This window comes from Prevotella sp. P4-67 (genome assembly GCF_002251325.1).
Classification (GTDB): domain Bacteria; phylum Bacteroidota; class Bacteroidia; order Bacteroidales; family Bacteroidaceae; genus Prevotella.
Window position 1 is genome coordinate 13,836 of record NZ_NPJL01000025.1, and the last position, 23,828, is coordinate 37,663.

A 23,828-nucleotide genomic window follows, 5' to 3' on the forward strand; every position below is an offset into this window, starting at 1 on the left:
TGATTATTCGTTTTTGAGACTCTCGAGCTGTTCGGAGAGTTCCATCCACTGCTCGTTAGCCTGCTCGAGGGCCTGGTGGGTGGTGGTATACTCGGTCACGAGTTCCATGTCGGCTGCGTTCTCAGGCTGCATGAGCAGGGCGTCGAGTTCCTTGAGCCTCGTCTCCATCGTGGCAATCTTGCGTTCGCACTCTTCTACCGACTTCTGCGCCTTGCGTATGCGCTTCTGCTGTTCCTTGTGCTCGGCATAGGAAATTTTCTGCTGGCTATGGGGCTGTTCTACAGGCTTGGACTGGGTCACTACAGGCTGTGCAGCCAGTGCCTCGTGGATGCTGTCGGCATTGTGGGCACGCAGATAGTCGTAGATGCCACCGAGGTGCTCGCGCACATGGCCTTGGCCGAACTCATAGACCTTGGTGACCAGACCGTCGAGGAATTCGCGGTCGTGGCTCACGATGATGGCTGTGCCGTCGAAGGCGCGGATGGCCTCTTTGAGCACATCCTTGGACTGCATGTCCAGGTGGTTGGTGGGCTCGTCGAGGATGAGCAGATTGACGGGCTCCATGAGCAGACGTATCATGGCCAGACGGCTGCGCTCGCCGCCGCTGAGCACCTTGACCTTCTTCTCAGAGGTCTCTCCGCCAAACATGAATGCACCCAAGAGGTCGTTGATCTTCAGGCGCATGTCGCCAGTGGCTACGCGGTCTATGGTGTCGTAGATGGTGATGTCTTCGTCGAGCAGCTGGGCCTGGTTCTGGGCAAAATAGCCTATCTGCACGTTGTGGCCTATCTTTAGGGTGCCGTCGAAGGGGATTTCGCCCATGATACACTTGACGAGTGTAGACTTGCCCTCGCCGTTCTTGCCCACAAAGGCCACCTTCTCGCCCCGCTTGATGGTGAGCGTCACGCCCGAGAAGACGTTGTGGTCACCGTAGGTCTTGGCTACCTCGTCGCAGATGACGGGATAGTCGCCGCTGCGCAGACATGGGGGAAACTTGAGGTGCATGGCTGAATTGTCGACCTCGTCAATCTCGATGGGAACTATCTTTTCCAACTGCTTGAGGCGGCTCTGCACCTGCACGGCTTTGGTCGCTTTGTAGCGGAAACGCTCTACAAAGTCCTTGATGTCGGCTATCTCTTTCTGCTGGTTCTCGTAGGCGCGCAGCTGCTGCTCACGGCGCTCGGCGCGCAGCACCACATACTGGTCGTATTTGACCTTGTAGTCTTCGATGTGGCCGCAGGTTATCTCGATGGTGCGGTTGGTGACATTGTTGATGAAGGCGCGGTCGTGGCTCACCAGCACCACGGCTTTGGCAGACTGGGCGAGAAACTGCTCAAGCCACTGTATGCTCTCGATGTCGAGGTGGTTGGTGGGCTCGTCGAGCAAGAGCACGTCGGGCTGTTGCAAGAGAATCTTGGCGAGCTCGATGCGCATGCGCCAGCCACCGGAGAACTCGCGCGTGGGGCGGTCGAAGTCGCTGCGTTGGAAGCCCAAACCGGTGAGGGTGCGCTCGAGGGTGGCTTCGTAGTTGTCGCCGCCGAGCATCATGTAGCGGTCGTGCTCGAGAGTGAACTTCTCGACCAACTGGGCATAGCTCTCGCTCTCATAGTCGGTGCGGTCGGCCATCTCCTGCTGCAGCCGCTCGATGCGCTCCTTCATGCGGGTGGTGTGGATGAAGGCTTTGCGGGCCTCTTCGATGACGGTGGTGTCGTCGGCGAGTTTCATCACCTGGGGCAGATAGCCTATGGTGGTGTCGTTGGGGATGGCTACGGTGCCCGAGGTGGGCTTCTGCTGTCCGCAGAGTATCTTGAGCATGGTCGATTTGCCGGCGCCGTTCTTACCCACGAGCGCTATGCGGTCGCGGTCGTTGATGACAAAACTCACGTCATGGAAGAGCGGGCGGGCGCTGAACTCTACAGCGAGATTTTCTATAGAAATCATATTTCTGGTCTTCAATATGCTTGCACGGCTCTGTCTTGCTGGGGCGCAGACGGCAGACAGGGCGTGGCGGTATGTTTATATATTCGGTTTAACTATAGTTCGCGCAGCGGGCATGACGCGCAGACCCGTAGGGGCGACCTCTGTTAGTAAAGTGCAAAATTACGCTTTTTTTTTGTTAAAACCTAACTATCACCGCTTTTTCTCCCGACATCGGGGGAGATAAGGTTGTGGCTGTGGGGGATGGAGCTGGTGGAGGGGCTGTATGCCCGCCTATAGTGGAAATCATCAGCGGTCAGCCTCTGGTATGTGGCATCAATAGCGCCGTCGCGGCAAAGTTTAACGCAATGGCTTTCAAGTAGTTTCCAAACTACGATTTACTTGTTTCAAACTGCGAATTACACTTTTCGCGATGCGAAACAAACAAATCGCACCACGATTTCTCCATTTCCAACCCTGCAAATACTTTGTCGATGGTCAGCGCAGAAATGGAGATGGACTCTCTTCGTGCGAGCGGATGTCTGGTGCAATCGTGCTGGGTCGCGGCAACAAAAAACGGGAAGAGTCGCCCCTTCCCGTTGATAGTTTTTGTAGATAATATTTATCCGATGAGTCCGGCCTTACCGATGAAGTAGAGCACGGTGTAGCCGAGAACGATGCTGATGATACCCATGGTGATACCTGTCTTGAGCATATCGTTCTGCTTGACCAGACCGGTAGAGAAGGCGATAGCGTTAGGAGGAGTAGAGATGGGGAGACACATGGCGCTGGATGCAGCAAGGGCAATACCGATGATGATGGTAGAGGTGCCGCCAATGGCGCCCAGTTTGTCGCCCATACCTGTACAAACGACAGCAAGGATTGGAACCAGAAGAGCTGCGGTGGCAGTGTTGCTGATAAAGTTGCTGAGGAAGTAGCAGATAAGTCCAGAGATGAGCAATATGGCGATGGGAGAGAACTCGCCGAAAGGTATACTCTCGATAGCGCGGTCGGCAAGTCCGGTGCCGTTCATGCCCAGTCCGAGGGCGAAACCACCGGCAACCATCCAGATAACGCTCCAGTCAATCTTCTGCAAGTCTTTGCCATTGATGACTCCTGTAAGTGCGAATACACCCATAGGAATGATGGCTACAGTGTTGGCGTCGACACCAGTGACACGGTCGAGCAGCCACATGAGGATGGTGACGATGAAGGTGATGCATACCACCCACATACGCCAGCCGTGAGAAACATGACCCTCAATCTTGAGTTCGATGGTCTTCTGAGTGAAGGGGAAGAACTTGAGGATAAGGCGCCAGCTGATGAACAGGATGATGATGACCAGCGGGAACATGAATGACATCCACTGTCCGAAGCTGATGTTAAGATGCAGCTGCTCATTGAGGGCCTGCAGGGCGATGGCATTGGGAGGTGTACCGATAGGAGTGGCCATACCACCGATATTGGCGGCGATTGGGATGCTCATCGTCAGCGCGATGCGTCCCTTTCCGTTGGCGGGAAGGGCGGCGAAGACAGGGGTAAGGAAGGTGAGCATCATGGCGGCGGTAGCTGTATTGGACACGAACATCGAGAAGACGCCTGTGATGAGTAGGAAGCCCAACAGCACGTTCTCGCTCTTGTTGCCGAAGGGACGGATAAGGTTCTTGGCAAGCAGCACGTCGAGACCCGACTTGGTGGCTGCGATGGCAAGGATGAAACCGCCGAGGAAGAGCATGATGACGGGGTTGGCGAAGGTGGCCATGATGTCCTTGGACTTGAGAAGCTCGCCAAAGGATTCGCCCTCGCCCTTGAAGCAGGCGATGGAGTTGTCAGACAGAGTAAGACACATTACCGATATGATGGCCAGTGAGGTTGCCCAAGAGGGAATGGCCTCGAACAGCCATGAAAGGGTAGCGAAGACAAAGATGGCTATAACGCGCTGCTGGATAACGGTAAGGCCCTCAATGCCAAAACAGGTGATTGGGAGGTTCCAGATGATGGCGGTAACGGCAATGATGCCGAGCAGCTGCCATACCTTTTTCATCTCAATCTTGTTTGAAAGAACATTTTCTTCAGACATAATCTTTAAGTTTTTAGTTGTTATTATTAGTTATTATGATGTTTACGAATGTCAGGTTCAATTGGGTAGGTGTATTTCTGGTATATATATCCATGTGCGGCATCGGCGCAGGGCCGGTGACGCACATGGATGATATGGAGGTTTACTTGATGTTGGGCTCTTCAAGGTGCAGTCCCTTCTTCTTGTCAACAACCTTGAGGACAAGGCCGATGATGAGCGCGGCAACACCCAAGCCAGCCAGCATCACCAATGGGGCGGTGTAGTTGAGCTCGGTAGCATTGGTAACTCCCTTGTTGGTCATGGTGAGGACCTTGCCGATGAGCAGGGGGAACAGCCACAGGCCGATATTCTGTATCCAGAAGATAAGGGCGTAGGCAGAACCGATGATCTTGGCGTCTACCAGCTTGGGCACGCTTGGCCACAGAGAGGCGGGGACAAGAGAGAACGATGCGCCGAGAACGAGGATGGTCACGTAGGCCACGATGACTCCGCCTACCTGGTTGCCCTTGAACTCGGGAAGAATGAAGGCGAAGGTAAGGTGGCAGGCGATAAGCAGCAGTGAACCCAGAACGAGCATAGAGGCAGCCTTACCCTTATGGTCTACATAGTTGCCCAGGATGGGGGTAATGCCCACGGCAAGCAGTGGGAACACGGCAAAGATAGACTCGGCAGACTGACGCATGTAGCCCATGTAGCAGTAGGTGACAAGGGATACGATGGACAGGCAGAGCACACCGTACTTGAAACTCTTGTTCTTGAGGAAGTTGAACATGAACGCTGTGACAGCCACCACAAGCATGATGACATACTGGATGATGGTAACAGACGAGGATGCCCAGAAGGAGTCGGCGGGAACCTCTGTAAATGAGAGGTTGCACTGCAGCATGTTTACAGCGTACTTCTGGAAGGGGAAGATAGCTGAATAGTAGAGTACGCAGAGCAATGATACGAGCCAGAAACCACTGCTGGTGAGTATCTGTCCCAAGTCGCTGATTTTGAAAGGGTCGTCTTTCTCTTCGGCTTCGCCGGTCTGCGCGTCGAGTTTCTTGTCCATAAAGAAATAGACAACGAGCATAATCATGGCGATGCAAAGCAGCACAACGCCGAAAGCCACAGAGCGTGATACGCTAACGACTCCGCCGAGCTTGGCGAAGAAGGGCGAGAATATCATGCAGGTGGCTACGCCCAGGCGGGCCAATGCCATCTCAGATCCCATGGCCAATGCCATCTCGCGGCCCTTGAACCACTTGACGATACCACGCGATACGGTGATGCCGCCCATCTCGGCTCCGCAGCCGAAGAGCATAAATCCACAGGCTGCCAGCTTGGCAGATGCGGGCATACCCTCATAGAACGGCGATACGTTCAACTGCTCGAAGACGGGAATGTGGTTGAGGTTATTGGTAAACCAAGTCTCAAGGCCGCTGCCGATAAAGCTGTCGCTGATGGCATACCACTTGATGATGGCTCCCAAAAGCATCACGCCTCCAGAGAGGAGGGCTGTAAAGCGAACGCCCATCTTGTCGAGGATGATGCCTGCAAAAATCAGGAAGAAGACAAATACGTTGAGGAAAGTCTCCGAGCCCTGCATGGTACCGAAGGCGTCAGAGTCCCAGCCTCGCTGTGTCTGCATCAGGTCTTTAATGGGCGAAAGGATGTCCATAAAGATGTAGGCACAGAACATGGCCAAAGCCAAGAGCAACAGGGCCATCCAGCGGATGGCGGCCGAGTCGCGCAGTGTTTTTTGTGTTGTTGTCATTGCTTATATCTTTTTGTTGTTTATTTCTTTAACCAGCGGTCAAGCCATGAGAAAAAGGTGCGCTGCCACAGTACACCGTTCTGTGGTTTAAGAACCCAGTGGTTTTCATCAGGGAAAAGAAGCAGTTCTGCAGGAATACCTTTGAGGCGGGCTGCATTGAAGGCGCCGAAGCCCTGATTGGCATTGATACGATAGTCTTTCTCGCCATGGATGCAGAGGATGGGGGTGTCCCAATTGTCGACAGCCTTGTGGGGACTGTTGGCATAAGTGCGGCGTGCACGCTCGGTCTGGTCCTTGTTCCAGTAGGCGTCGTCGTATTCCCAGTTGGAGAACCAGGCTTCCTCCGTATCGGTGTACATGGACTCAAGGTTGAAGGCTCCGTCATGAGCGATGAAGCACTTGAAACGTTTGTCATGATGGCCGGCAAGGTAATAGACAGAGAAGCCACCGAAACTGGCGCCCACGGCACCCAGACGGTCTCTGTCAACATAGGGGAGATTGTTGGCGGCATCGTCGATGGCGCTGAGGTAATCTTTCATGCACTGGCCGGTCCAGTCGCCGCTGATATCTTCGTTCCACTTGCTGCCGAAGCCTGGCAGACCGCGGCGGTTGGGGGCTACGACGACATAGCCGTTGGCTGCCATAATCTGCATATTCCATCGGTAACTCCAGAACTGTGATACGGGACTTTGGGGACCGCCTTCACAGAAGAGGAGGGTAGGATATTTCTTGTTGGGGTCGAAGTGGGGAGGAAGGATTATCCATACCAGCATATCTTTGTTGTCAGTGGTTTTCACCCATCGAGGTTCAACCTTTCCGACTGCAAGTTGGTCAAAAATATGCTTGTTTTCATCTGTAATCTGTGTGATTTCAGTCTTCTTCTTGGGGTTGATGACAAAAATGTCATCGGGGTGGCTCATCGAATGACGGGTAACAAGCAACTTCTTGGTGTTACCTATCATCTGGAGGCTGCCGTAGTCGTATTGGCCTTCGGTAACCTGATGGACTTCTCCGCGAAGATTAGTCTGGTAGATGTTGGCACATCCATGCCATACGGAAATGAAATAGATACTCTTGTTGTCAGAGTTCCAGCAGAATGCATCGACATTGGTATCGAGCTTCTCGCTGACGTATTCTTTCTTGCCAGTAGCCAAATCATACACCAGGAGACGGTTGCGGTCGCTCTCATAGCCATTGTGTGCCATGCTGAGCCAAGCAACATACTTGCCGTCGGGTGAGAAACAAGGTGCAGTGTCATAGCCTACGTTCATATCACCATCCTGATGATTGACGGGCTGGTCCTTCATCGATTTGGTTGGATTAATGGCTGGTTCTTTATAGTCGGCAGGCTTGCAGAGATTGCGGGTGGTGTGGCTGTCGATATCATACAGGTAGATATCGGCGTCGGTAGAAATGGCGTAATGCAAGCCAGTACGCTTACGGGAAGAGTAAGCAATCTGCTTGGAGTCGGGGCTCCATGCAAGTTGCTCAATACCACCGAAAGGAGCAGAGGGACACTCGTAGGGTTCACCCTCCATAATGTCGATACCGTCGGTGATGGCATTGTCGTTGACAGCAGCCATGAAGGGATGGGCGATGGTCTCAACGTAATGGTCCCAATGACGGTAGTTCAGGTCTGTGATGACACGGCCGGTAGCCTTGGGCAAGTCAGAAGGATTCTTCTTGATGATGTCATTATAGGGAATTGACTTGATAAGAATTACCTTGTTTCCGTCGGGCGAGAAACTGAATCCCTCGATATCCAAAGCCGAGTGAGTGAGTTGCTTGCGGTCTGTGCCATCAGGATTCATTTTCCACAGCTGGCCACCAGAAAGGTAGGCAATCTTGCTTCCGCCTTCTATCCAGGCGGCGTCGCTCTCGCTCTTGGCGCCAGTGGTGAGCATACGCTTGGCAGTGCCGTCCACGTTCATTACATGCAAGGTCTGCTGCCCTTTGTTCTTTTCTACGCTGTAGTAACCTACCTGGTATACCACTTGCTTGCCATTGGGCGAAACCTGAGCTCCACCTATGCGTCCCATTGCCCATAAGGCTTCGGCAGTCATGAGGTCTGAACTGAGTTTGATGTCACTTTTACCAATCATGGTCTGTGCGTTTGCAAAATTGCCGCCCATCCACAGGGCGGCAACTAATGCTATAGTTTTGGCTATCATCATAGTTAATACTTTTTTCTTTTACGAGCCAGCTCTTCTCTCTGTTTCTGCAGCTCGGCCTGCTGTTCCTGCATAGCCTGCAGGCGTGCAGCCAGACCTTTCATCTTCTGAGGGTTGTTTTGGTTCTCCTTGTAGCTTGCTTCAAGGATAGCAAGCAGTTTCTCATCATTGGTGGTCTTGCGGAGGGTCCACATGATGGCAGCCGAGAAGAAGAGGCTGACAAAATAGTAGAAGTTAAGACCCGACGAGTAGTCGTTGAAGATGAAGAAGAACATGACAGGCATGAGGAACATCATCCACTGCATCACCTTCATCTGTTCGGCTTGCTGGCCTACCATCTGGTCGCGCTGCTGACGCATAGTCATCCACGAGTAGAGCAGGTTGGCTACGCAGAAAAGTATACAGGTGAGCGAGAGGTGGTCACCTATGATGGGCAGATTGGTGCCCCATTCGAAGATGGGGTCATAGGTTGAAAGGTCACTCATCCACAGGAAACTCTGACCACGCAGCTGAATGGCGTTGGGCACGAAGTTGAACATGGCAATCCAGATTGGCATCTGTATGAGCATAGGCAGACAGCCCGACAATGGACTTACGCCATATTTGGCATACTCTGCCATCATAGCTTGCTGCTTCTGCATCTGGTCTTCGGGCTTGTCAAATTTGGCGGTGGCAGCTTCGAGTTTCGGTTTGAGTACACGCATCTTGGCGCTGCTCATGTAGCTCTTTTTTACCATTGGGAAGGTGATTACCTTCAGTAACAGTGTGATGAGAATGAGTACCACTCCCATGGGGAAGAGCTTGGACAGCCAGTCGAAAACATAAATGGTGAACCAGCGGTTGATGATGCGGAAGAGAGGCCAGCCAAGGTAAACCAGACGCTGGAGCTCGAGGTCCTTGCCGAAGGTGCTTTGCTCCTCTACATTCTGCAAGAGACGGAAGTCATTCGGGCCATAATAGAACTCAAACTCTGATGGCTGCTTGCCTGTTGGGTCAAAGAACGACTTCATCTTGGCCTGATAGCTCTTCAGATAGCCATCGCCAGACTTTTTGTCATAAGGGATGGAGGTCATAAGAGCGTTGGGCTGGAAATCGTTTTTGGCAATCATCACAGCCGAGAAGAACTGGTTCTTGAAGGCAACCCAGTCTATACGTTCTTCAATGGGCTTGTCGATTTTTTCTGATGTCTCGCTCAGATAATCGGTGCCACCTTCGCTTTCGTGGTAGGTCAGGGTAGCGTATCTGTTTTCAAAGTTGAAGCCCTTCTCCTGCTGACGGCATTTCTCCTGCCAGTTGATATCCATTGTGGAGGTGTTGGGAGCGAAGAGTCCGGCCATGCCTTCTACGCTCAGACGCATGTGGAGCATATAGTCCTTGCCGAGCAGATAGCTCAGCACGATGTTCTTGCCGGCGGCAGCTTCGGCGGTGAACACGACGGTAGAGTCGGTGAGTGCCGATACGTTGAAATACAGGTCCTGGGTAGAGATGTTGGTCTCCTTGGCCACCAAGGTATAATTGAGTGACTGTTCGTTCTTGTCAAACAGCACCACGTCGTTCTTCTCCTTGATGTTGTCCTTGTAACCCTTAATCACGGCTTTTTCTACCGTTGCCCCCTTGGTGTTGAAGGTCAGTTCTACATGCTTGTTCTTAAGTACCACGTTTTGCGCAGTACCTTTGAGGGCGTTATGAAACAGTGCAGTACTGTCTTCGAGGGTCTGCTGCAACGCGCGTTCGCGTTGAGCTTTTACGGCATCTTTCTCGGCTTTGGCAGCCTTGTCCTTGGCGGCTTCCTGTTGGGCGAGCTGTTCCTGCTGAGCCTTAATCTCTTCTTCAGAGGGCTGGCTCCACCAGGTAAACCCGATAAACAGCAGCGCTATGAGCACAATGCCGGTAATTGTATTTTTGTCCATGTCTTATTTCTTGTTCTTTATTGCGTGTTTAACGAAATCTACGAAGAGTGGATGTGGCTTCAGCACTGTGCTTTGATACTCTGGGTGATACTGGGTACCAATGTACCACTTCAGTCCAGGTATCTCTACCACCTCTACAAGGTCGCTTTCGGGGTTGCGTCCTACACACATCATGCCAGCGCGTTCATATTCAGTAAGATACTGGTTGTTGAACTCGTAGCGGTGACGGTGGCGCTCGCGGATATTCTCCTTCTTATATATATCAAATGTACGCGAACCTTGTTTAAGTATACACTCATACAGACCCAGACGCATAGTACCTCCCATATTGGTGATGTTCTTCTGCTCTTCCATGATGTCTATCACGTTGTGGGTTGTCTTCTCGTCCATTTCGCGGCTGTTGGCGTCGGCATAGCCCAGCACGTTGCGGGCAAACTCGATAACCATCATCTGCATACCCAGACAGATACCAAAGGTGGGGATGTCATGGGTGCGGGTATAATGAGCGGCAATCAGTTTGCCCTCAATGCCACGCTGGCCGAAACCGGGACAAATCATGATACCGTCCTGGCCTTTCAGCAGGTCGGCCACGTTGTCTTCCGTAATCTTTTCGGAGTTGATGTAGTTGATGTTTACCTTGTAGTCGTTATAGGTGCCAGCCTGTGAGAGACTCTCGCGAATACTCTTGTAGGCGTCCTGCAGGTCATACTTGCCCACCAGACCGATGTTGACAGTCTCGGTAGCTTTGGCGCGACGCTCAAGGAACTGGCGCCAGGGACCCAGTGATGGCTTCTCGCCAATGGGCTCTTCCACCTTGCGCAGGATGGCGGTGTCCAGACCTTGGTCCTGCATATATACAGGAGCCTCGTAGATGCTTGAGAGGTCTTCGCTCTGGATGACACAGTCGAAGTCGACGTTACAGAAAGCGGCAACCTTCTTTCTTAAACCCTCGTCGAGATACTTTTCGGTGCGGAGGACGAGCACATCAGGCTGGATTCCCACGCTTTGCAGTTCCTTCACGCTATGCTGTGTGGGCTTGGTCTTCAGTTCGCCCGCAGCCTTGAGGTAGGGCACGTAGGTGAGATGCACATTGACAGCCTTCTTGCCCAATTCCCATTTCATCTGGCGGATAGCCTCCATGAAGGGCGCGCTTTCGATATCGCCGATTGTACCACCTATCTCAGTGATGACAAAGTCATAGTGGTAGCGCTGGCCAAGCATCTTGATGTTTCGCTTGATTTCGTCGGTGATGTGAGGCACCACCTGGATAGTCTTGCCCAGATAGTCGCCACGACGCTCTTTGTCTATTACACTTTTATATATACGTCCTGTGGTCATTGAGTTGGCTTTCGTGGTCTGGATGCCAGTGAAGCGCTCATAGTGTCCCAAGTCGAGGTCGGTCTCCATACCGTCGGCCGTCACATAGCACTCTCCGTGCTCATAAGGATTCAGTGTACCCGGGTCAATGTTGATGTAGGGGTCAAACTTCTGGATGGTGATGTTGTAGCCTCTGGCCTGCAACAATTTGCCGATAGACGATGAGATGATTCCTTTGCCTAATGAAGAAACCACACCGCCTGTTACAAAAATATACTTTGTGTCTGCCACGATTGTGATAATTTAATATTTGTTCAAGTTGCAAAATTACAATAATTTGGTGAACTCTGCAAAGAAAAGGTGTTATTTTGTTCCACGCTTTTTCCCTTTTGTTCACGACTTTTGCTTTCGCAGACTTCTAAAACAAAAATTCATTGAGATTTATTTTGTATTTTTCACAGCATGCAGTAACTTTGCAAGCACAAATAGCCACTATACAATTATGAGAATTAAGTTTATTGCCATTATCCTTTTAGGTTTGCTGTGTGATGTTACGTCCGTGTCGGCCCAGTCACGACATTCGCAATCGCTGTCGTCATCGCGCCGACATGCCGCACAAGCCCAGCCGGATATGGTGACTCTCTATATGGATTCGCTGTTGCATTTCCGCGTCCACCAGGACTCTGCCCATCTCGAAGAGTTTGTGCCAACCATGACTGTGCCGGCACTGCCCAAACTGGGGATCGAGTACAAGTTGCTCTTTATGCCGACCACGTTTTATAAAGGCGTGTCCCACAACTTCTTTGATATCGACCGCGATGCCAACCTTATCGACGAGAGTCTGCTGGCGCTCTATCTCGGGCGTCCCGACCTCGTGCGCTCTACGCAGAGCCAGTTGGAGCGTGCTGGAGACATACGTAAGGCCGAGGCAATACATGTCGACCATGCTCCTGAAATCGTTGAGAAGGTAGCCCCCAAGCCCCAGGAGACAGTTGTGGCTCCCTTGGATATTGTGGTGCTGAAACCCAACTTCTGGACATACTCCGGCGACTATTATCTCCAGTTCCTGCAGAATTACATTTCTTCCAACTGGTACAAAGGTGGTGAAAGCAACTACTCGATGGTAGGTTCGATAACCCTCAATGCCAATTACAACAACAAGCAGAAGGTGAGATGGGACAACAAACTTGAGATGAAGTTGGGATTCCAGACCTCCAGGCAGGATACGTTGCACACCATGCGAGTAAGCGAAAACTTGCTGCGTCTGACGAGCAAGTTGGGATTGCAGGCATCCAGAAGCTGGTATTATACCATCCAGATGATAGCCGCTACCCAGTTCGTCAGACAGTGGAACAGTAACTCCAATGTCGTTACCACCGACTTCTTGGGCCCGTTGAATGTCAACCTCTCTGTCGGTATGGACTACAACGTCAAGTGCTTGAAGGATAGGCTTACCGGTTCCATCCACTTGGCTCCTCTGGCTTACAATTTCCGTTATGTCAACCGTCTTGAGCTTGCCTCTCGTTATGGTTTGGACGAAGGCAAGCACCAGCTGCACAACTTTGGTTCGCAGTTTACGGTCGATTTGTTGTGGAAGTTTGCCGACAACATACGTTGGAAGACCCGTCTCTATGGTTATACCACCTACGAGCGTGCCGAGCTTGAGTGGGAGAATACGTTTACCTTCCAGTTCAACAAGTATATATCCAGCAACATATTCGTTTATCCCCGTTTTGACGACGGAACCAAGCGTAGTGACCGTCATGGCTATTATCAGTTGAAGGAGTACGCCTCTTTGGGCTTCGCCTATTCCTTCTGATGATGCTTTCTTCGGCGTGCTCAGCCCCTCTGCTACTGTTGCGGTGAGCCCGCGTGCCATATTCGCCTGCCATATCGGCAGGCGGTTACTATATATAATAGGTATTAAGACTAATGATGATGAAATCTATAGGTAGCATAATCAAAGGACATCCCACCATGACCGAGAGTACGGTCTATTCCATGTTGGTGATTTGTGGCATATCCCATTTCCTCAACGATATGATTCAGTCGATTATCCCGTCTATCTATCCCATCATCAAAGACAAGTTTGACTTCTCGTTTGCGCAGATAGGCATTATCACTCTGGTCTTTCAGATGACGTCTTCCATCCTGCAACCATTTACCGGACTCTATGCCGACAGGCATCCACGCCCCTATGCTTTGTCCGTGGGCATGTGCTTTACGTTGATAGGACTTCTGCTGTTGGCTTTTGCCGAGAATTATCTGCTCATTCTTTTGGCTGTGAGTGTGGTCGGCTTTGGTTCTTCAATCTTTCACCCCACGGCATCACGCGTAGCGCAGTTGGCATCGGGAGGAAAGAAAAGCCTGGCACAGTCTATATTCCAGGTTGGAGGCAACGGAGGTTCCGCCCTCGGCCCCTTGCTGGCTGCTGTCATCATCTTGCCTTTCGGCCAGTATGCCATATCCTGGTTCGCCCTTGCAGCACTGCTCGCCGCATTGATTATGATGCGTTTGGGAGCTTGGTATAAGGCGCGCCTGGTCTATGCCCAGCACCATCATCTGCCCACTCCGGCATTGAACGACCACATCTCCCGTGGAGCCAAGTACCGTGCCCTGGCGATACTCATTCTGCTTGTATTCTCCAAGTATTTCTATACGTCGTGTATCACGAGCTATTTCACCTTTTTTCTTATCGACAAGTTTGGTATCAGTGTACAGGCGTCGCAGATATGCTTGTTTGTATTCCTGTTGGCCTTTGCCATCGGCACCTTGGCAGGTGGCGTCTTTGGCGATAGGTATGGCCGCAAGTATGTGATATGGTTCTCCATCCTCGGAGCTGCTCCTTTCGCGATAGCCATGCCTTATGCCAGTCTACCTTGGACCATCGTCTGCACATTTCTCTCTGGCCTCATCATCGCGTCGGCTTTCTCGTCGATTGTGGTCTATGCCACAGACCTTATGCCCGATAAGGTGGGACTTATAGCCGGCATCTTCTTCGGACTTATGTTCGGTTTGGGCGGTCTCGGCTCCGCGTTCTTCGGTTGGCTTGCCGACAGGACCAGCATCGAGTTTATCTTCCAGGTCAGCGCGTTCCTTCCCTTGTTAGGAGTCATTGCCGGCTTCCTGCCGAATACGCAGAAGAAGTAATTCGTCCATATCTTTATCAGACGGCAGCAATCCTTAGTGTAGCCGCCAGACACCATTGCCTTGCCCGTGTTCCCTGGTAGTCAGCTGGACTTTCCCGACAATCTACTGCACTTCCAAATCAGTCAGCTGCTCGTCCCTATCAGTCAGCTGCTCGTCCCCGTCAGTCAACTGCTCGTCCCCGTCAGTCTGTTGCCCTTCCAAACCAGTCATCTCCACTTCCAGGACAGTCTGCTGCTCTTCCCCGATAGTCAAATGTTCTTCCCCGATAATAGGTTGTTCTTCCGCAACATTTTGCAGTTCTTCCCCGACAACCTAAAGGTGTTTAGCCCAAAGTTGATTTCAAACTGCGAATTTGTCAAATCAAACTCAGCAACGTATAACTCAAACTTTTAATTCCGCATTTCCCGCTCCGCCTTCATCCTTAACGCCATCTCCAGCGCTATCAGTAGATATCGTACCCTTTACGGCATCAAGGCTACTGCTTTGTCTATAGCGCAAAATGATGTGTTTACACATATACTTTCTTCATCATTGAGTCCGACTGTTACCAACCCCACTTTGCGTACATCGTCGAGGCGAATATGTGTTCCAATGGGGATTCTTGTGATGACAAGGGTACAAAAAAATCCCTGTGACATAGAAGTCACAGGGATAAACTTATGTTTGAAAAATGTGTCGCTCGTGAATTACTTCTTGTTGAGAGCCAGGTCGATAGCTACAGCGATAGCCACTGTTGCACCTACCATTGGGTTGTTACCAATACCCAAGAAGCCCATCATCTCTACGTGAGCAGGAACTGAAGAAGAACCTGCGAACTGAGCGTCAGAGTGCATACGGCCGAGAGTATCAGTCATACCGTAAGAAGCGGGACCTGCAGCCATGTTGTCTGGGTGCAGTGTACGGCCGGTACCACCACCTGAAGCTACAGAGAAGTAAGGCTTGCCAGCGAGCACGCGCTCCTTCTTGTAAGTTCCGGCTACGGGGTGCTGGAAGCGTGTGGGGTTGGTAGAGTTACCAGTGATTGAAACGTCTACATCCTCGCTCCAGTTGATAGCAACACCCTCGCGTACATCGTCAGCACCATAGCAGTTAACCTTGGCACGAGGACCGTCGCTGTAAGGAATGCGCTTTACAACCTCGAGCTTGCCACTGTAGTAGTCAAACTTGGTCTGTACGTATGTGAAACCGTTGATACGGCTGATAATCTGGGCAGCGTCTTTGCCAAGACCGTTGAGGATGACGCGGAGAGGATTCTTGCGAACCTTGTTGGCCATCTCGGCAATCTTGATCGCACCCTCGGCAGCAGCGAAAGACTCGTGGCCAGCCAAGAAAGCGAAGCACTGTGTCTCCTCACGGAGCAGACGGGCGGCGAGGTTGCCATGGCCGAGACCTACCTTGCGGTCATCAGCTACAGAACCGGGGATGCAGAAGCTCTGCAGACCGATACCGATGGCCTCGGCTGCATCAGCAGCTGTCTTAACACCCTTCTTGATGGCGATAGCGGCACCACAAACGTATGCCCACTTAGCATTCTCGAAGCAGATACGCTGAGTCTCTTCGCACATCAGATAAGGATCAACACCAGCCTCTTCGCAGATCTGATTAGCCTCTTCTACGCTACTGATACCATTTGCATTCAGAGCAGCCAGCACCTGCTTCTCGCGGCGCTCCTGGCTTTCATAACTTACTTTTCTAATCATAGTTGTGTATCTCCTTATTCTTTACGTGGATCAATTGATTTAACAACACCCTGCTCAGCAGTTGTACGACCGTAGCGGCCAGTGAACTTCTTCACAGCCTCGTTGGCGTCCATACCGTCCTTGATGGCTTCCATCATCTTGCCGAGGTGTACATATTCGTAACCGCATACCTGGCTGTCCTTGTCAAGGAACATCTTGGTGATGTAACCCTCGGTGAGCTCAAGATAGCGAGTACCCTTGGCAACGGTACCATAGAGAGTACCAGTCTGTGAGCGCAGACCCTTGCCCAGGTCCTCGAGACCGGCACCGATAACGAGACCACCCTCAGAGAAGGCGCTCTGGCTGCGGCCATAGACAATCTGGAGGAAGAGCTCACGCATAGCTGTGTTGATGGCATCACAAACGAGGTCAGTGTTCAGAGCCTCGAGGATGGTCTTGCCAGGCAGAATCTCAGAAGCCATAGCAGCTGAGTGGGTCATACCAGTACAGCCGATGGTCTCAACGAGACATTCCTGGATAACGCCTTCCTTGATGTTCAGAGACAGCTTGCAAGCACCCTGCTGAGGAGCACACCATCCCACACCGTGAGTGTAACCTGAGATATCCTTAATCTCTTTGGCTTGAATCCATTTTCCCTCTTCGGGGATTGGAGCTGGTCCGTGGTTCGGGCCTTTGGCGACAACGCACATGTTGTCAACTTCCTTTGAATAAATCATGTTGTTCAAAAATAAATATAAAGTACTGTTACTTATTCACGCTTGTCAAGGGCGATACGTTGGTCACGGGCATCCCCTTTTTCAAGCGCAAAGTTATAAAAAACTAAACAAACTACCTAATAATGATGAGGGTTTTTTGTTCTGCCTCATGATTTTTTAGATACCTCAATGGCAAATGCTGCCGTTTTGTCATTCTGAGTTGGCAAACATGACCGCCGCAAGTCAAATCTCAAGGGCAAACACTATTTTCTTGTACCTTACATATTCTTTTTCCGTTTTTTTTGTCTAATTTTGCATCATTATGATAGTAAAAGTCAAAGACGCCGCTCTGGCCAAAGCTGCCGGCGAAGGCATGGATGAGTTTGTGCAGGTAATAGTGGATGCCACCTATGAGGCTATCGGTGGAGAACTTACAGCCGAGACAATGGGGATGCTCAATGCCGACCAGATTACGCTGCTGGCATATATTGCCATGCGCGAAGAAATGATGGATGGTGGCTTTGTCCAGCTTATCCACAACGGTTGGGGACACTTTATCTTCCACAATCCGTTTGACAAGGCTGTGCGTGGTTGGGGGTTGCCTGAACTGTGCAGTCTTATACGCCGTGCGCACAAACTCTATTCCAAGTATCATGAAGAGATAGAGCGTGAGTGTGACGACGACGAGTTTATGGCCATGTTTGAGCGCTTCCCCGAGTTTGACGACCTTGATGACAAGTTTGTTGAGGGCGAAGAGGGATTCACTTCTGCCATAGCCCACTATGTGGATGAGCATCTGGACCGTTTCTGCGAGATAGAGGCTTGACAGATGGCGGTAACGAGTAAGAAAGGAGAATGAAAAAATGAACAAACAAGAACAGGATATACGCAAGAAGAGCCCTGTGCAGATACGCAACAAGAAAGCCTCGTTTGAGTATTTCTTCGTTGATACCTATACGGCAGGCATGGTACTCACCGGTACGGAGATTAAGTCTATACGTGCCGGCAAGGCTTCGCTTGTCGATAGCTACTGTGTGATAGACCGTGGGGAAATATGGGTCAAGGGTATGAACATCAGCCCTTATTTCTATGGCTCTTTTTCCAATCACGAGGCTAAGGGTGACCGCAAACTTCTGCTCAAGAAGCGCGAGATACGTCATCTCGAGGCCGCTGCCAAGGATGTGGGTTTTACCATCGTCCCTATTTTGATTTTCATCGACGAGCACGGTAGAGCCAAGATGGATATCGCCCTTGCCCGAGGTAAGAAAGAGTTTGACAAACGCCAGACTCTCAAGGAAAAGGAAGACCGTCGGGAGATGGACCGTGTAAGAAAACATTTCTAATTGATTTTATTTGAGACAGGAGTAGGCCGAGGCGTATTCCTGTCAGATTGTTTATGGATATAAGACAACTTGTCAAGCAACGCATACTGATACTCGATGGTGCCATCGGCACGATGATACAAGGCTACGGTCTCTCGGAAGGCGACTTCCGCGGAAGGTTGGACTTGCGCGATGATGTACTGTATGTAGGCAACAATGATATGCTGTGTCTTACCCGTCCAGATATCGTGCAGGATATTCACCGGCGCTATCTTGAGGCTGGTGCAGACATGATAGAAACCAATACGTTCTCTTCGCAGCGTATATCCCAGGCCGATTACCACTTGGAGCATCTGTCGGGTGAGATGGCGTTGGCCGGTGCCCGGCTTGCCCGTGAGATGGCCGACCGCTATGCAACGGCAGAGCACCCTCGGTTTGTACTGGGCTCGATAGGTCCCACCAACCGCACGTGCTCGATGTCGCCGGATGTGGCTGACCCTGCTGCACGTGACCTTGACTATGACACACTGCTTGACGCCTATATGGAGCAAGTCGATGCCTTGGCTGAGGGTGGGGTAGACGCGTTTCTGATAGAGACAATATTTGACACCCTCAATGCCAAGGCGGCCATGGATGCTGCGGTGAGCGTGATGGAGCGCCGTGGCATAGAACTGCCCATCATGCTGAGTGTGACGGTGAGCGACCTGGCTGGTCGCACGCTGAGCGGACAGACGCTCGATGCCTTCTTGGCGAGCATCAGTTCGTATCCGGTATTTTCAGTCGGACTGAACTGCTCGTTTGGTCCATCTCAAATGAAACCGTATCTGGAGGAGCTCGCCCGCAAGTCACCTTATTATATATCTGCTTACCCCAATGCTGGTTTGCCCAACTCTATGGGACTATACGACGAGACTGCCGACACTATGGCTCCCAAGATAGGCGCTTTGATAGATGAAGGCATACTCAATATCGTCGGTGGCTGCTGTGGTACTGATGACCATTTTATCGCCCGCTATGTGGAACTTGCTCGTGGCAAGCAGCCCTATGTCCCCTGCGATAGAAGTGAATATCTGCAACTGAGTGGCCTGGAGCCGCTGGAGGTTCGGCAGGGTATGTTTGTCAATGTCGGCGAACGCTGCAATGTGGCTGGCTCTCGCAAGTTTCTCAGACTTGTCAAGGAGAAGAACTACGAAGAGGCGCTCACGATAGCCCGCCACCAGGTAAGTGACGGTGCTATGGTGGTAGACGTCAATATGGATGATGCCCTCCTTGATGCTGAAGCCGAGATGAGCCATTTCCTGCGGCTATTGGCATCGGAACCCGACGTGGCACGCGTTCCGGTGATGATTGACTCGTCGAAATGGAATGTCATCCTTGCTGGCCTCAAGTGTTGTCAGGGAAAGTCGGTGGTCAATTCCATCTCGCTGAAGGAAGGAGAGGATGTGTTTGTCAGCCACGCCAAGGATGTCAAGCGCTTCGGTGCAGCCGTGGTAGTCATGTGCTTCGACGAAGAGGGCCAGGCTACTACCTATGAGCGACGTATCGAGATAGCTCAGCGCGCTTATCACATTCTGACGGAGCAGGTGGGCATGAATGCGTGTGATATCATCTTTGACCCCAACATACTCTCGATAGCTACGGGACTGGAAGAGCACGACCGATATGCTCTGGACTTCATCCGCGCTACCCGATGGATAAAGGAAAATCTGCCCGGAGCCCACGTAAGTGGCGGAGTGAGCAATCTGAGTTTCTCCTTTCGTGGCAACAACTATATCCGTGAAGCTATGCATGCCGTCTTCCTCTATCATGCCATTCAGGCTGGTATGGATTTTGGTATTGTCAATCCCTCTACGCGTGTCACTTATCAGGATATCCCCGAAGACCATCTGCGTATTATAGAAGATGTAGTGCTCTGCCGCCGCAAGGGAGCTGCGGAAGACCTCATTGAACTGGCTGCCCGTCTGAAGCAGGAGCAGGATGCTCTCAAGGCCGGTGGCGCTTTGCCGTCAGCCAATGTGCAGCAAGAGGCTTGGCGAAAGGAACAGCTGGAAGACCGTCTGCAATATGCACTGCGCAAGGGCATAGGCGATTATCTGGCTGAAGATTTGGCAGAAGCCCTTGAGAAATATCCACGGGCTGTGCAGATAATAGAGGGGCCGCTGATGGATGGAATGTCGGAGGTAGGCAGGTTGTTCGGTGAAGGCAAGATGTTTCTGCCACAGGTCGTGAAGACGGCACGTACAATGAAACAGGCTGTGTCTATACTCCAACCGCATATCGAGGCGGAACGTGACGAGAACCAGACATCGGCAGGGCGGGTAATCTTGGCTACTGTCAAGGGAGATGTACACGATATCGGCAAGAATATTGTTGGCGTGGTGATGGCGTGCAACAATTACGAAGTAATCGACCTCGGTGTGATGGTGCCTGCCGACCAGATAGTGAGCAAGGCTATCGAACTCAAGGCAGATATCATTGGCCTGTCGGGACTTATCACGCCGTCATTGGAAGAGATGGTCTGTGTGGCCCACGAGATGGAACGGGCGCACTTGGATATACCTATAATGATAGGCGGTGCTACCACCTCAGAGATGCATGTTGCCCTCAAGGTGGCTCCGGTCTATGACGGTCCGGTGGTGTGGATGAAGGATGCATCGCAAAACTCGCTCGCAGCTGCGCGTCTGCTTAATCGTGAAGAGCGTGAGGCGTATAAGGCGGAGCTGGACCATCGCTATGATGAACTTCGGAAGAGTTATCACGATGAGCAGCAGAAACTCTTGTCTATAGGCGATGCACGGCGGCAGAAGTTGTCATTGTTCGACAGTCACAGTGATAAAAAATAGCCTTATCTTTGGCAGTTTCTTGATTTTGAAGTAATTTTGCAGTGATTTAATAACATAGGATATGTTTCATAAGAAAAGACGTTGGCACTGTCTGTCTGGACAGGAGCCTACTGAACTTGATAAAAAGGTAATGTATTGGGAGCAGAAAGGAAAGCTGGTGCCAACCCGCGATTTGATTAAGACTCCCGAACAGATAGAGGGCATACGCCGTAGCGGTGTGGTCAATACGGGCTGTCTTGACGAAGTGGCCCGCCAGATACATGCAGGTATGAATACGCAGGAAATTGACGATATCTGTATGCAGTATTGCAAGGACCACAATGCCATCCCAGCCTGTCTGGGCTATGAGGGTTATCCCAAGAGCGTATGTACTTCAATCAATGAGGTTGTGTGTCATGGTATCCCTAAGGAAGAAGATGTCCTGGAAGAGGGTGATATTGTCAATGTCGATATGACAACTATTGTGGATGGCTATTATGCCGATGCTTCACGTATGTTTGTTATCGGTAAGACTACGCCTGAAAAGGAACGTCTCGTGCGTGTTGCCCGTGAGTGTCTCGAGGTAGGTATGGAGGCTGCCAAGCCTTATTGCTTTGTCGGGGATATAGGCCATGCAGTGCAGCGTCATGCCGAGAAAAATGGCTATAGCGTGGTGCGCGACTTGTGTGGACACGGTGTGGGCCTGAAGTTCCATGAGGAGCCCGAGGTAGTGCATTATGGCCATCGCGGTCAGGGTATGTTGATTGTGCCTGGCATGGTGTTTACCATCGAGCCCATGATAAATATGGGAACCTATGAGGTGTTTATAGATGCGGATGATCCTTATGAGTGGGAAGTTATTACTGGTGACGAACTGCCCTCTGCACAATGGGAGCATACATTCGTAATGACAGAGAATGGCGTCGAGATACTTACTTATTAAATCTGCATGATATGAGCGATATATATATATTAGGTATAGAGTCTTCGTGTGATGATACCTCGGCAGCTGTGTTGCGCAACGGAGTGTTGCTGAGCAATGTCACCGCTTCGCAAGAGGTGCATCGAGCTTATGGAGGCGTGGTTCCTGAGTTGGCTTCGCGTGCCCATCAACAGAATATAGTCCCGGTTGTGGACCAAGCTCTTCACCGTGCTGGTATTACCAAGGAACAACTGTCAGCCATCGCGTTTACCCGTGGCCCAGGATTGATGGGGTCATTGTTGGTAGGTGTCAACTTCGCAAAGGGATTGTCACGTGCTTTGGATATACCTCTGATAGATGTCAACCATCTCCAGGGACATGTTATGGCTCATTTTATCAAGGAGAGCGATGATGATACCTCCTGTCCGCCGCTGCCATTCCTTTGTCTGTTGGTGTCAGGTGGTAACTCTCAGATTGTACTTGTCCGTGCCTACAATGATATGGAGGTATTGGGGCAAACTATCGATGATGCTGCTGGAGAGGCCATAGACAAATGCTCAAAGGTTATGGGTCTGGGTTATCCTGGAGGGCCTATAATCGACCGTCTCGCACGCCAAGGCAATCCCAAGGCATATCAGTTCTCCGAACCTCATATCCCTGGGCTGGACTATAGTTTCTCAGGTCTGAAAACATCGTTCTTATATAATCTGCGTAAATGGATAGAAGATGAGCCCGACTTTGTGGAAAATCATAAAGAGGATATTGCCGCCAGTCTCGAAGCTACAATCGTAGATATACTGATGATCAAACTGCGCAAGGCTGTACGGCAGACAGGCATAACCCATGTGGCTGTTGCTGGCGGCGTTTCTGCCAATACCGGTCTTCGCAATGCTTTTGAGGAACATGCCCGTCGTTTTGGTTGGACCATCTATATTCCTCGGTTCAGTTATACCACCGACAATGCTGCTATGATTGCCTGTGTCGGCACCTTCAAATATCGTGACCATGATTTTGCCGATATATCTCTGCCGGCTTTCAGTAAAGTGACGTTTGAGTAAGTATTGATTATCAACCCATAAATATAATATATAGTGGAATTAGAAAGCAAAATACTCAGCAAGGAAATACTGCAGTATCTCTATGCTGGAGGAAAGACACTGGGAACCGCCGAGAGTTGTACAGGTGGTCGTATTGCCCAAGTGATTATAGCGGTACCTGGTGCCAGTAATTATTTCAAAGGTGGTATCGTTTCATACAGCAATGACGTCAAGGAACGTCTGCTTCATGTCGATTCCAAATTGATAGAAGAACAGACAGCTGTGTGTCAAGGAGTGGCAGAAGCTATGGTCAAAGGGGCTTGCGATGCCTTGGAGTGTGATTATGCTATCGCTGCTACTGGTATCGCTGGTCCTGGTGGCGGCACTTCACAGATACCTGTAGGTACAATTTGGATTGGATATGGTTCTAAAGACGATGTGCGTACGCTCAAGATAGAAGAGGATAATGGTCGTGACATTAATATAGCCAAGGCAACCAATATTGCTTTGCGTCTTTTCCTCGACTATTATAAGGAGAAGAACCCCATCGTTGATGATGCGGATGCCGAAGAGGTAAAGTAAGCCCATGTCTATGAGTATCACCATCGTGGATGCAAAAACAATAAAAAACCTTAATTTTGAAAAAGTTTAGGGATTTATTTTGTTTATTCCGAAAAAAATTGTAATTTTGCACCCTGTTTGGAATAAGTATCTAATTAAGAATCAAAAATTAAGGATAGAAATGTCTAAGATTTGTCAAATCACAGGTAAGAAGGCACAGTTAGGTTGCAATGTGTCTCACTCAAAGCATCGCACAAAGCGCAGCTTTGACGTTAACCTTTTCAGCAAGAAGTTCTTCTATGTAGAGGAGAATTGCTGGATTAGCCTGAAGATTAGTGCCGCTGGTCTGCGCCTTATCAATAAGGTTGGACTTGACGCCGCTCTTAAGATGGCTGTACAGAATGGTTACTGCGACTGGAAAGATATCAAGGTAATCGCCGAGGGTAACAATGTAGATTAATTTTA

The 23,828-nt window shown here is 50.8% G+C and carries 17 protein-coding genes; 9 read left to right on the plus strand and 8 right to left on the minus strand.

Features of this window, described 5'->3' with window-relative positions; all coding sequences use genetic code 11:
- Nucleotides 1-3: 3 nt before the first annotated feature.
- From CIK92_RS03915 to CIK92_RS03940, 6 genes are all read right to left on the minus strand, one after another.
- Nucleotides 4-1,941: an ABC-F family ATP-binding cassette domain-containing protein gene (locus CIK92_RS03915; RefSeq protein ID WP_094388248.1), complete on the minus strand. Its 1,938-nt coding sequence runs from the start codon at nt 1,939-1,941 to the stop codon at nt 4-6.
- A gap of 598 nt (nt 1,942-2,539) precedes the next feature.
- Nucleotides 2,540-3,997: a DASS family sodium-coupled anion symporter gene (locus CIK92_RS03920; RefSeq protein ID WP_094388249.1), complete on the minus strand. Its 1,458-nt coding sequence runs from the start codon at nt 3,995-3,997 to the stop codon at nt 2,540-2,542.
- A 142-nt stretch (nt 3,998-4,139) separates the two neighbouring features.
- On the minus strand, nt 4,140-5,756 hold the full coding sequence (locus tag CIK92_RS03925) for an MFS transporter (RefSeq protein WP_094388250.1): 1,617 nt from the start codon (nt 5,754-5,756) through the stop codon (nt 4,140-4,142).
- A 20-nt stretch (nt 5,757-5,776) separates the two neighbouring features.
- Entirely contained in the window at nt 5,777-7,927 is a 2,151-nt protein-coding gene (locus CIK92_RS03930) for a S9 family peptidase (protein ID WP_094388287.1), read from the minus strand.
- 5 nt (nt 7,928-7,932) lie between these two features.
- Entirely contained in the window at nt 7,933-9,837 is a 1,905-nt protein-coding gene (gene yidC, locus CIK92_RS03935) for a membrane protein insertase YidC (protein WP_094388251.1), read from the minus strand.
- A gap of 3 nt (nt 9,838-9,840) precedes the next feature.
- Nucleotides 9,841-11,445 (minus strand): CTP synthase, encoded by a 1,605-nt coding sequence (locus CIK92_RS03940; protein ID WP_022311129.1) that lies wholly within the window; start codon nt 11,443-11,445, stop codon nt 9,841-9,843.
- Nucleotides 11,446-11,656: 211 nt separating this feature from the next.
- Between CIK92_RS03940 and CIK92_RS03945 the strand changes: the two genes are divergently transcribed.
- Both CIK92_RS03945 and CIK92_RS03950 read left to right on the plus strand, forming a co-directional pair.
- A complete protein-coding gene (locus tag CIK92_RS03945) occupies nt 11,657-12,973 on the plus strand; it encodes a DUF3078 domain-containing protein (RefSeq protein WP_094388252.1) in 1,317 nt (438 codons plus the stop codon).
- Between the two features lie 119 nt (nt 12,974-13,092).
- Nucleotides 13,093-14,304 carry an MFS transporter gene (locus CIK92_RS03950; RefSeq protein ID WP_094388288.1) on the plus strand — a complete coding sequence of 404 codons (1,212 nt, stop codon included), beginning with the start codon at nt 13,093-13,095 and terminating at the stop codon, nt 14,302-14,304.
- A 686-nt stretch (nt 14,305-14,990) separates the two neighbouring features.
- Here CIK92_RS03950 and CIK92_RS03955 read toward each other — a convergent pair.
- Together CIK92_RS03955 and CIK92_RS03960 are read right to left on the minus strand one after the other, a co-directional pair.
- Nucleotides 14,991-16,004, minus strand: coding sequence for a GGGtGRT protein (locus CIK92_RS03955; RefSeq protein WP_022311125.1), 1,014 nt, complete (start codon nt 16,002-16,004; stop codon nt 14,991-14,993).
- 14 nt (nt 16,005-16,018) lie between these two features.
- Complete coding sequence (locus tag CIK92_RS03960) at nt 16,019-16,720, minus strand: iron-sulfur cluster assembly scaffold protein (RefSeq protein ID WP_094386141.1); 702 nt, start codon at nt 16,718-16,720, stop codon at nt 16,019-16,021.
- A gap of 298 nt (nt 16,721-17,018) precedes the next feature.
- Here CIK92_RS03960 and CIK92_RS03965 point away from each other — a divergent pair, with 298 nt between their 5' ends.
- The 7 genes from CIK92_RS03965 to rpmB all read left to right on the plus strand — a co-directional run bounded on the left by CIK92_RS03965 (nt 17,019) and on the right by rpmB (nt 23,823).
- Nucleotides 17,019-17,525: a DMP19 family protein gene (locus tag CIK92_RS03965; protein WP_094386139.1), complete on the plus strand. Its 507-nt coding sequence runs from the start codon at nt 17,019-17,021 to the stop codon at nt 17,523-17,525.
- Between the two features lie 37 nt (nt 17,526-17,562).
- Nucleotides 17,563-18,042, plus strand: coding sequence for an SsrA-binding protein SmpB (smpB, locus tag CIK92_RS03970; RefSeq protein WP_022311122.1), 480 nt, complete (start codon nt 17,563-17,565; stop codon nt 18,040-18,042).
- Nucleotides 18,043-18,095: 53 nt separating this feature from the next.
- Nucleotides 18,096-20,864, plus strand: coding sequence for a methionine synthase (gene metH / locus CIK92_RS03975; RefSeq protein WP_094388253.1), 2,769 nt, complete (start codon nt 18,096-18,098; stop codon nt 20,862-20,864).
- A 61-nt stretch (nt 20,865-20,925) separates the two neighbouring features.
- Nucleotides 20,926-21,786, plus strand: a complete 861-nt coding sequence (gene map / locus CIK92_RS03980) for a type I methionyl aminopeptidase (RefSeq protein ID WP_094388254.1) — start codon at nt 20,926-20,928, stop codon at nt 21,784-21,786.
- Nucleotides 21,787-21,797: 11 nt separating this feature from the next.
- The gene (tsaD, locus tag CIK92_RS03985) at nt 21,798-22,823 is read left to right on the plus strand and encodes a tRNA (adenosine(37)-N6)-threonylcarbamoyltransferase complex transferase subunit TsaD (RefSeq protein ID WP_094386134.1); all 1,026 of its coding nucleotides are present in this window, start codon (nt 21,798-21,800) and stop codon (nt 22,821-22,823) included.
- A gap of 33 nt (nt 22,824-22,856) precedes the next feature.
- Nucleotides 22,857-23,384, plus strand: coding sequence for a CinA family protein (locus CIK92_RS03990; RefSeq protein WP_022311118.1), 528 nt, complete (start codon nt 22,857-22,859; stop codon nt 23,382-23,384).
- 160 nt (nt 23,385-23,544) lie between these two features.
- A complete protein-coding gene (gene rpmB / locus CIK92_RS03995; protein ID WP_094386223.1) occupies nt 23,545-23,823 on the plus strand; it encodes a 50S ribosomal protein L28 in 279 nt (92 codons plus the stop codon).
- The last annotated feature ends 5 nt before the right edge of the window (nt 23,824-23,828 follow it).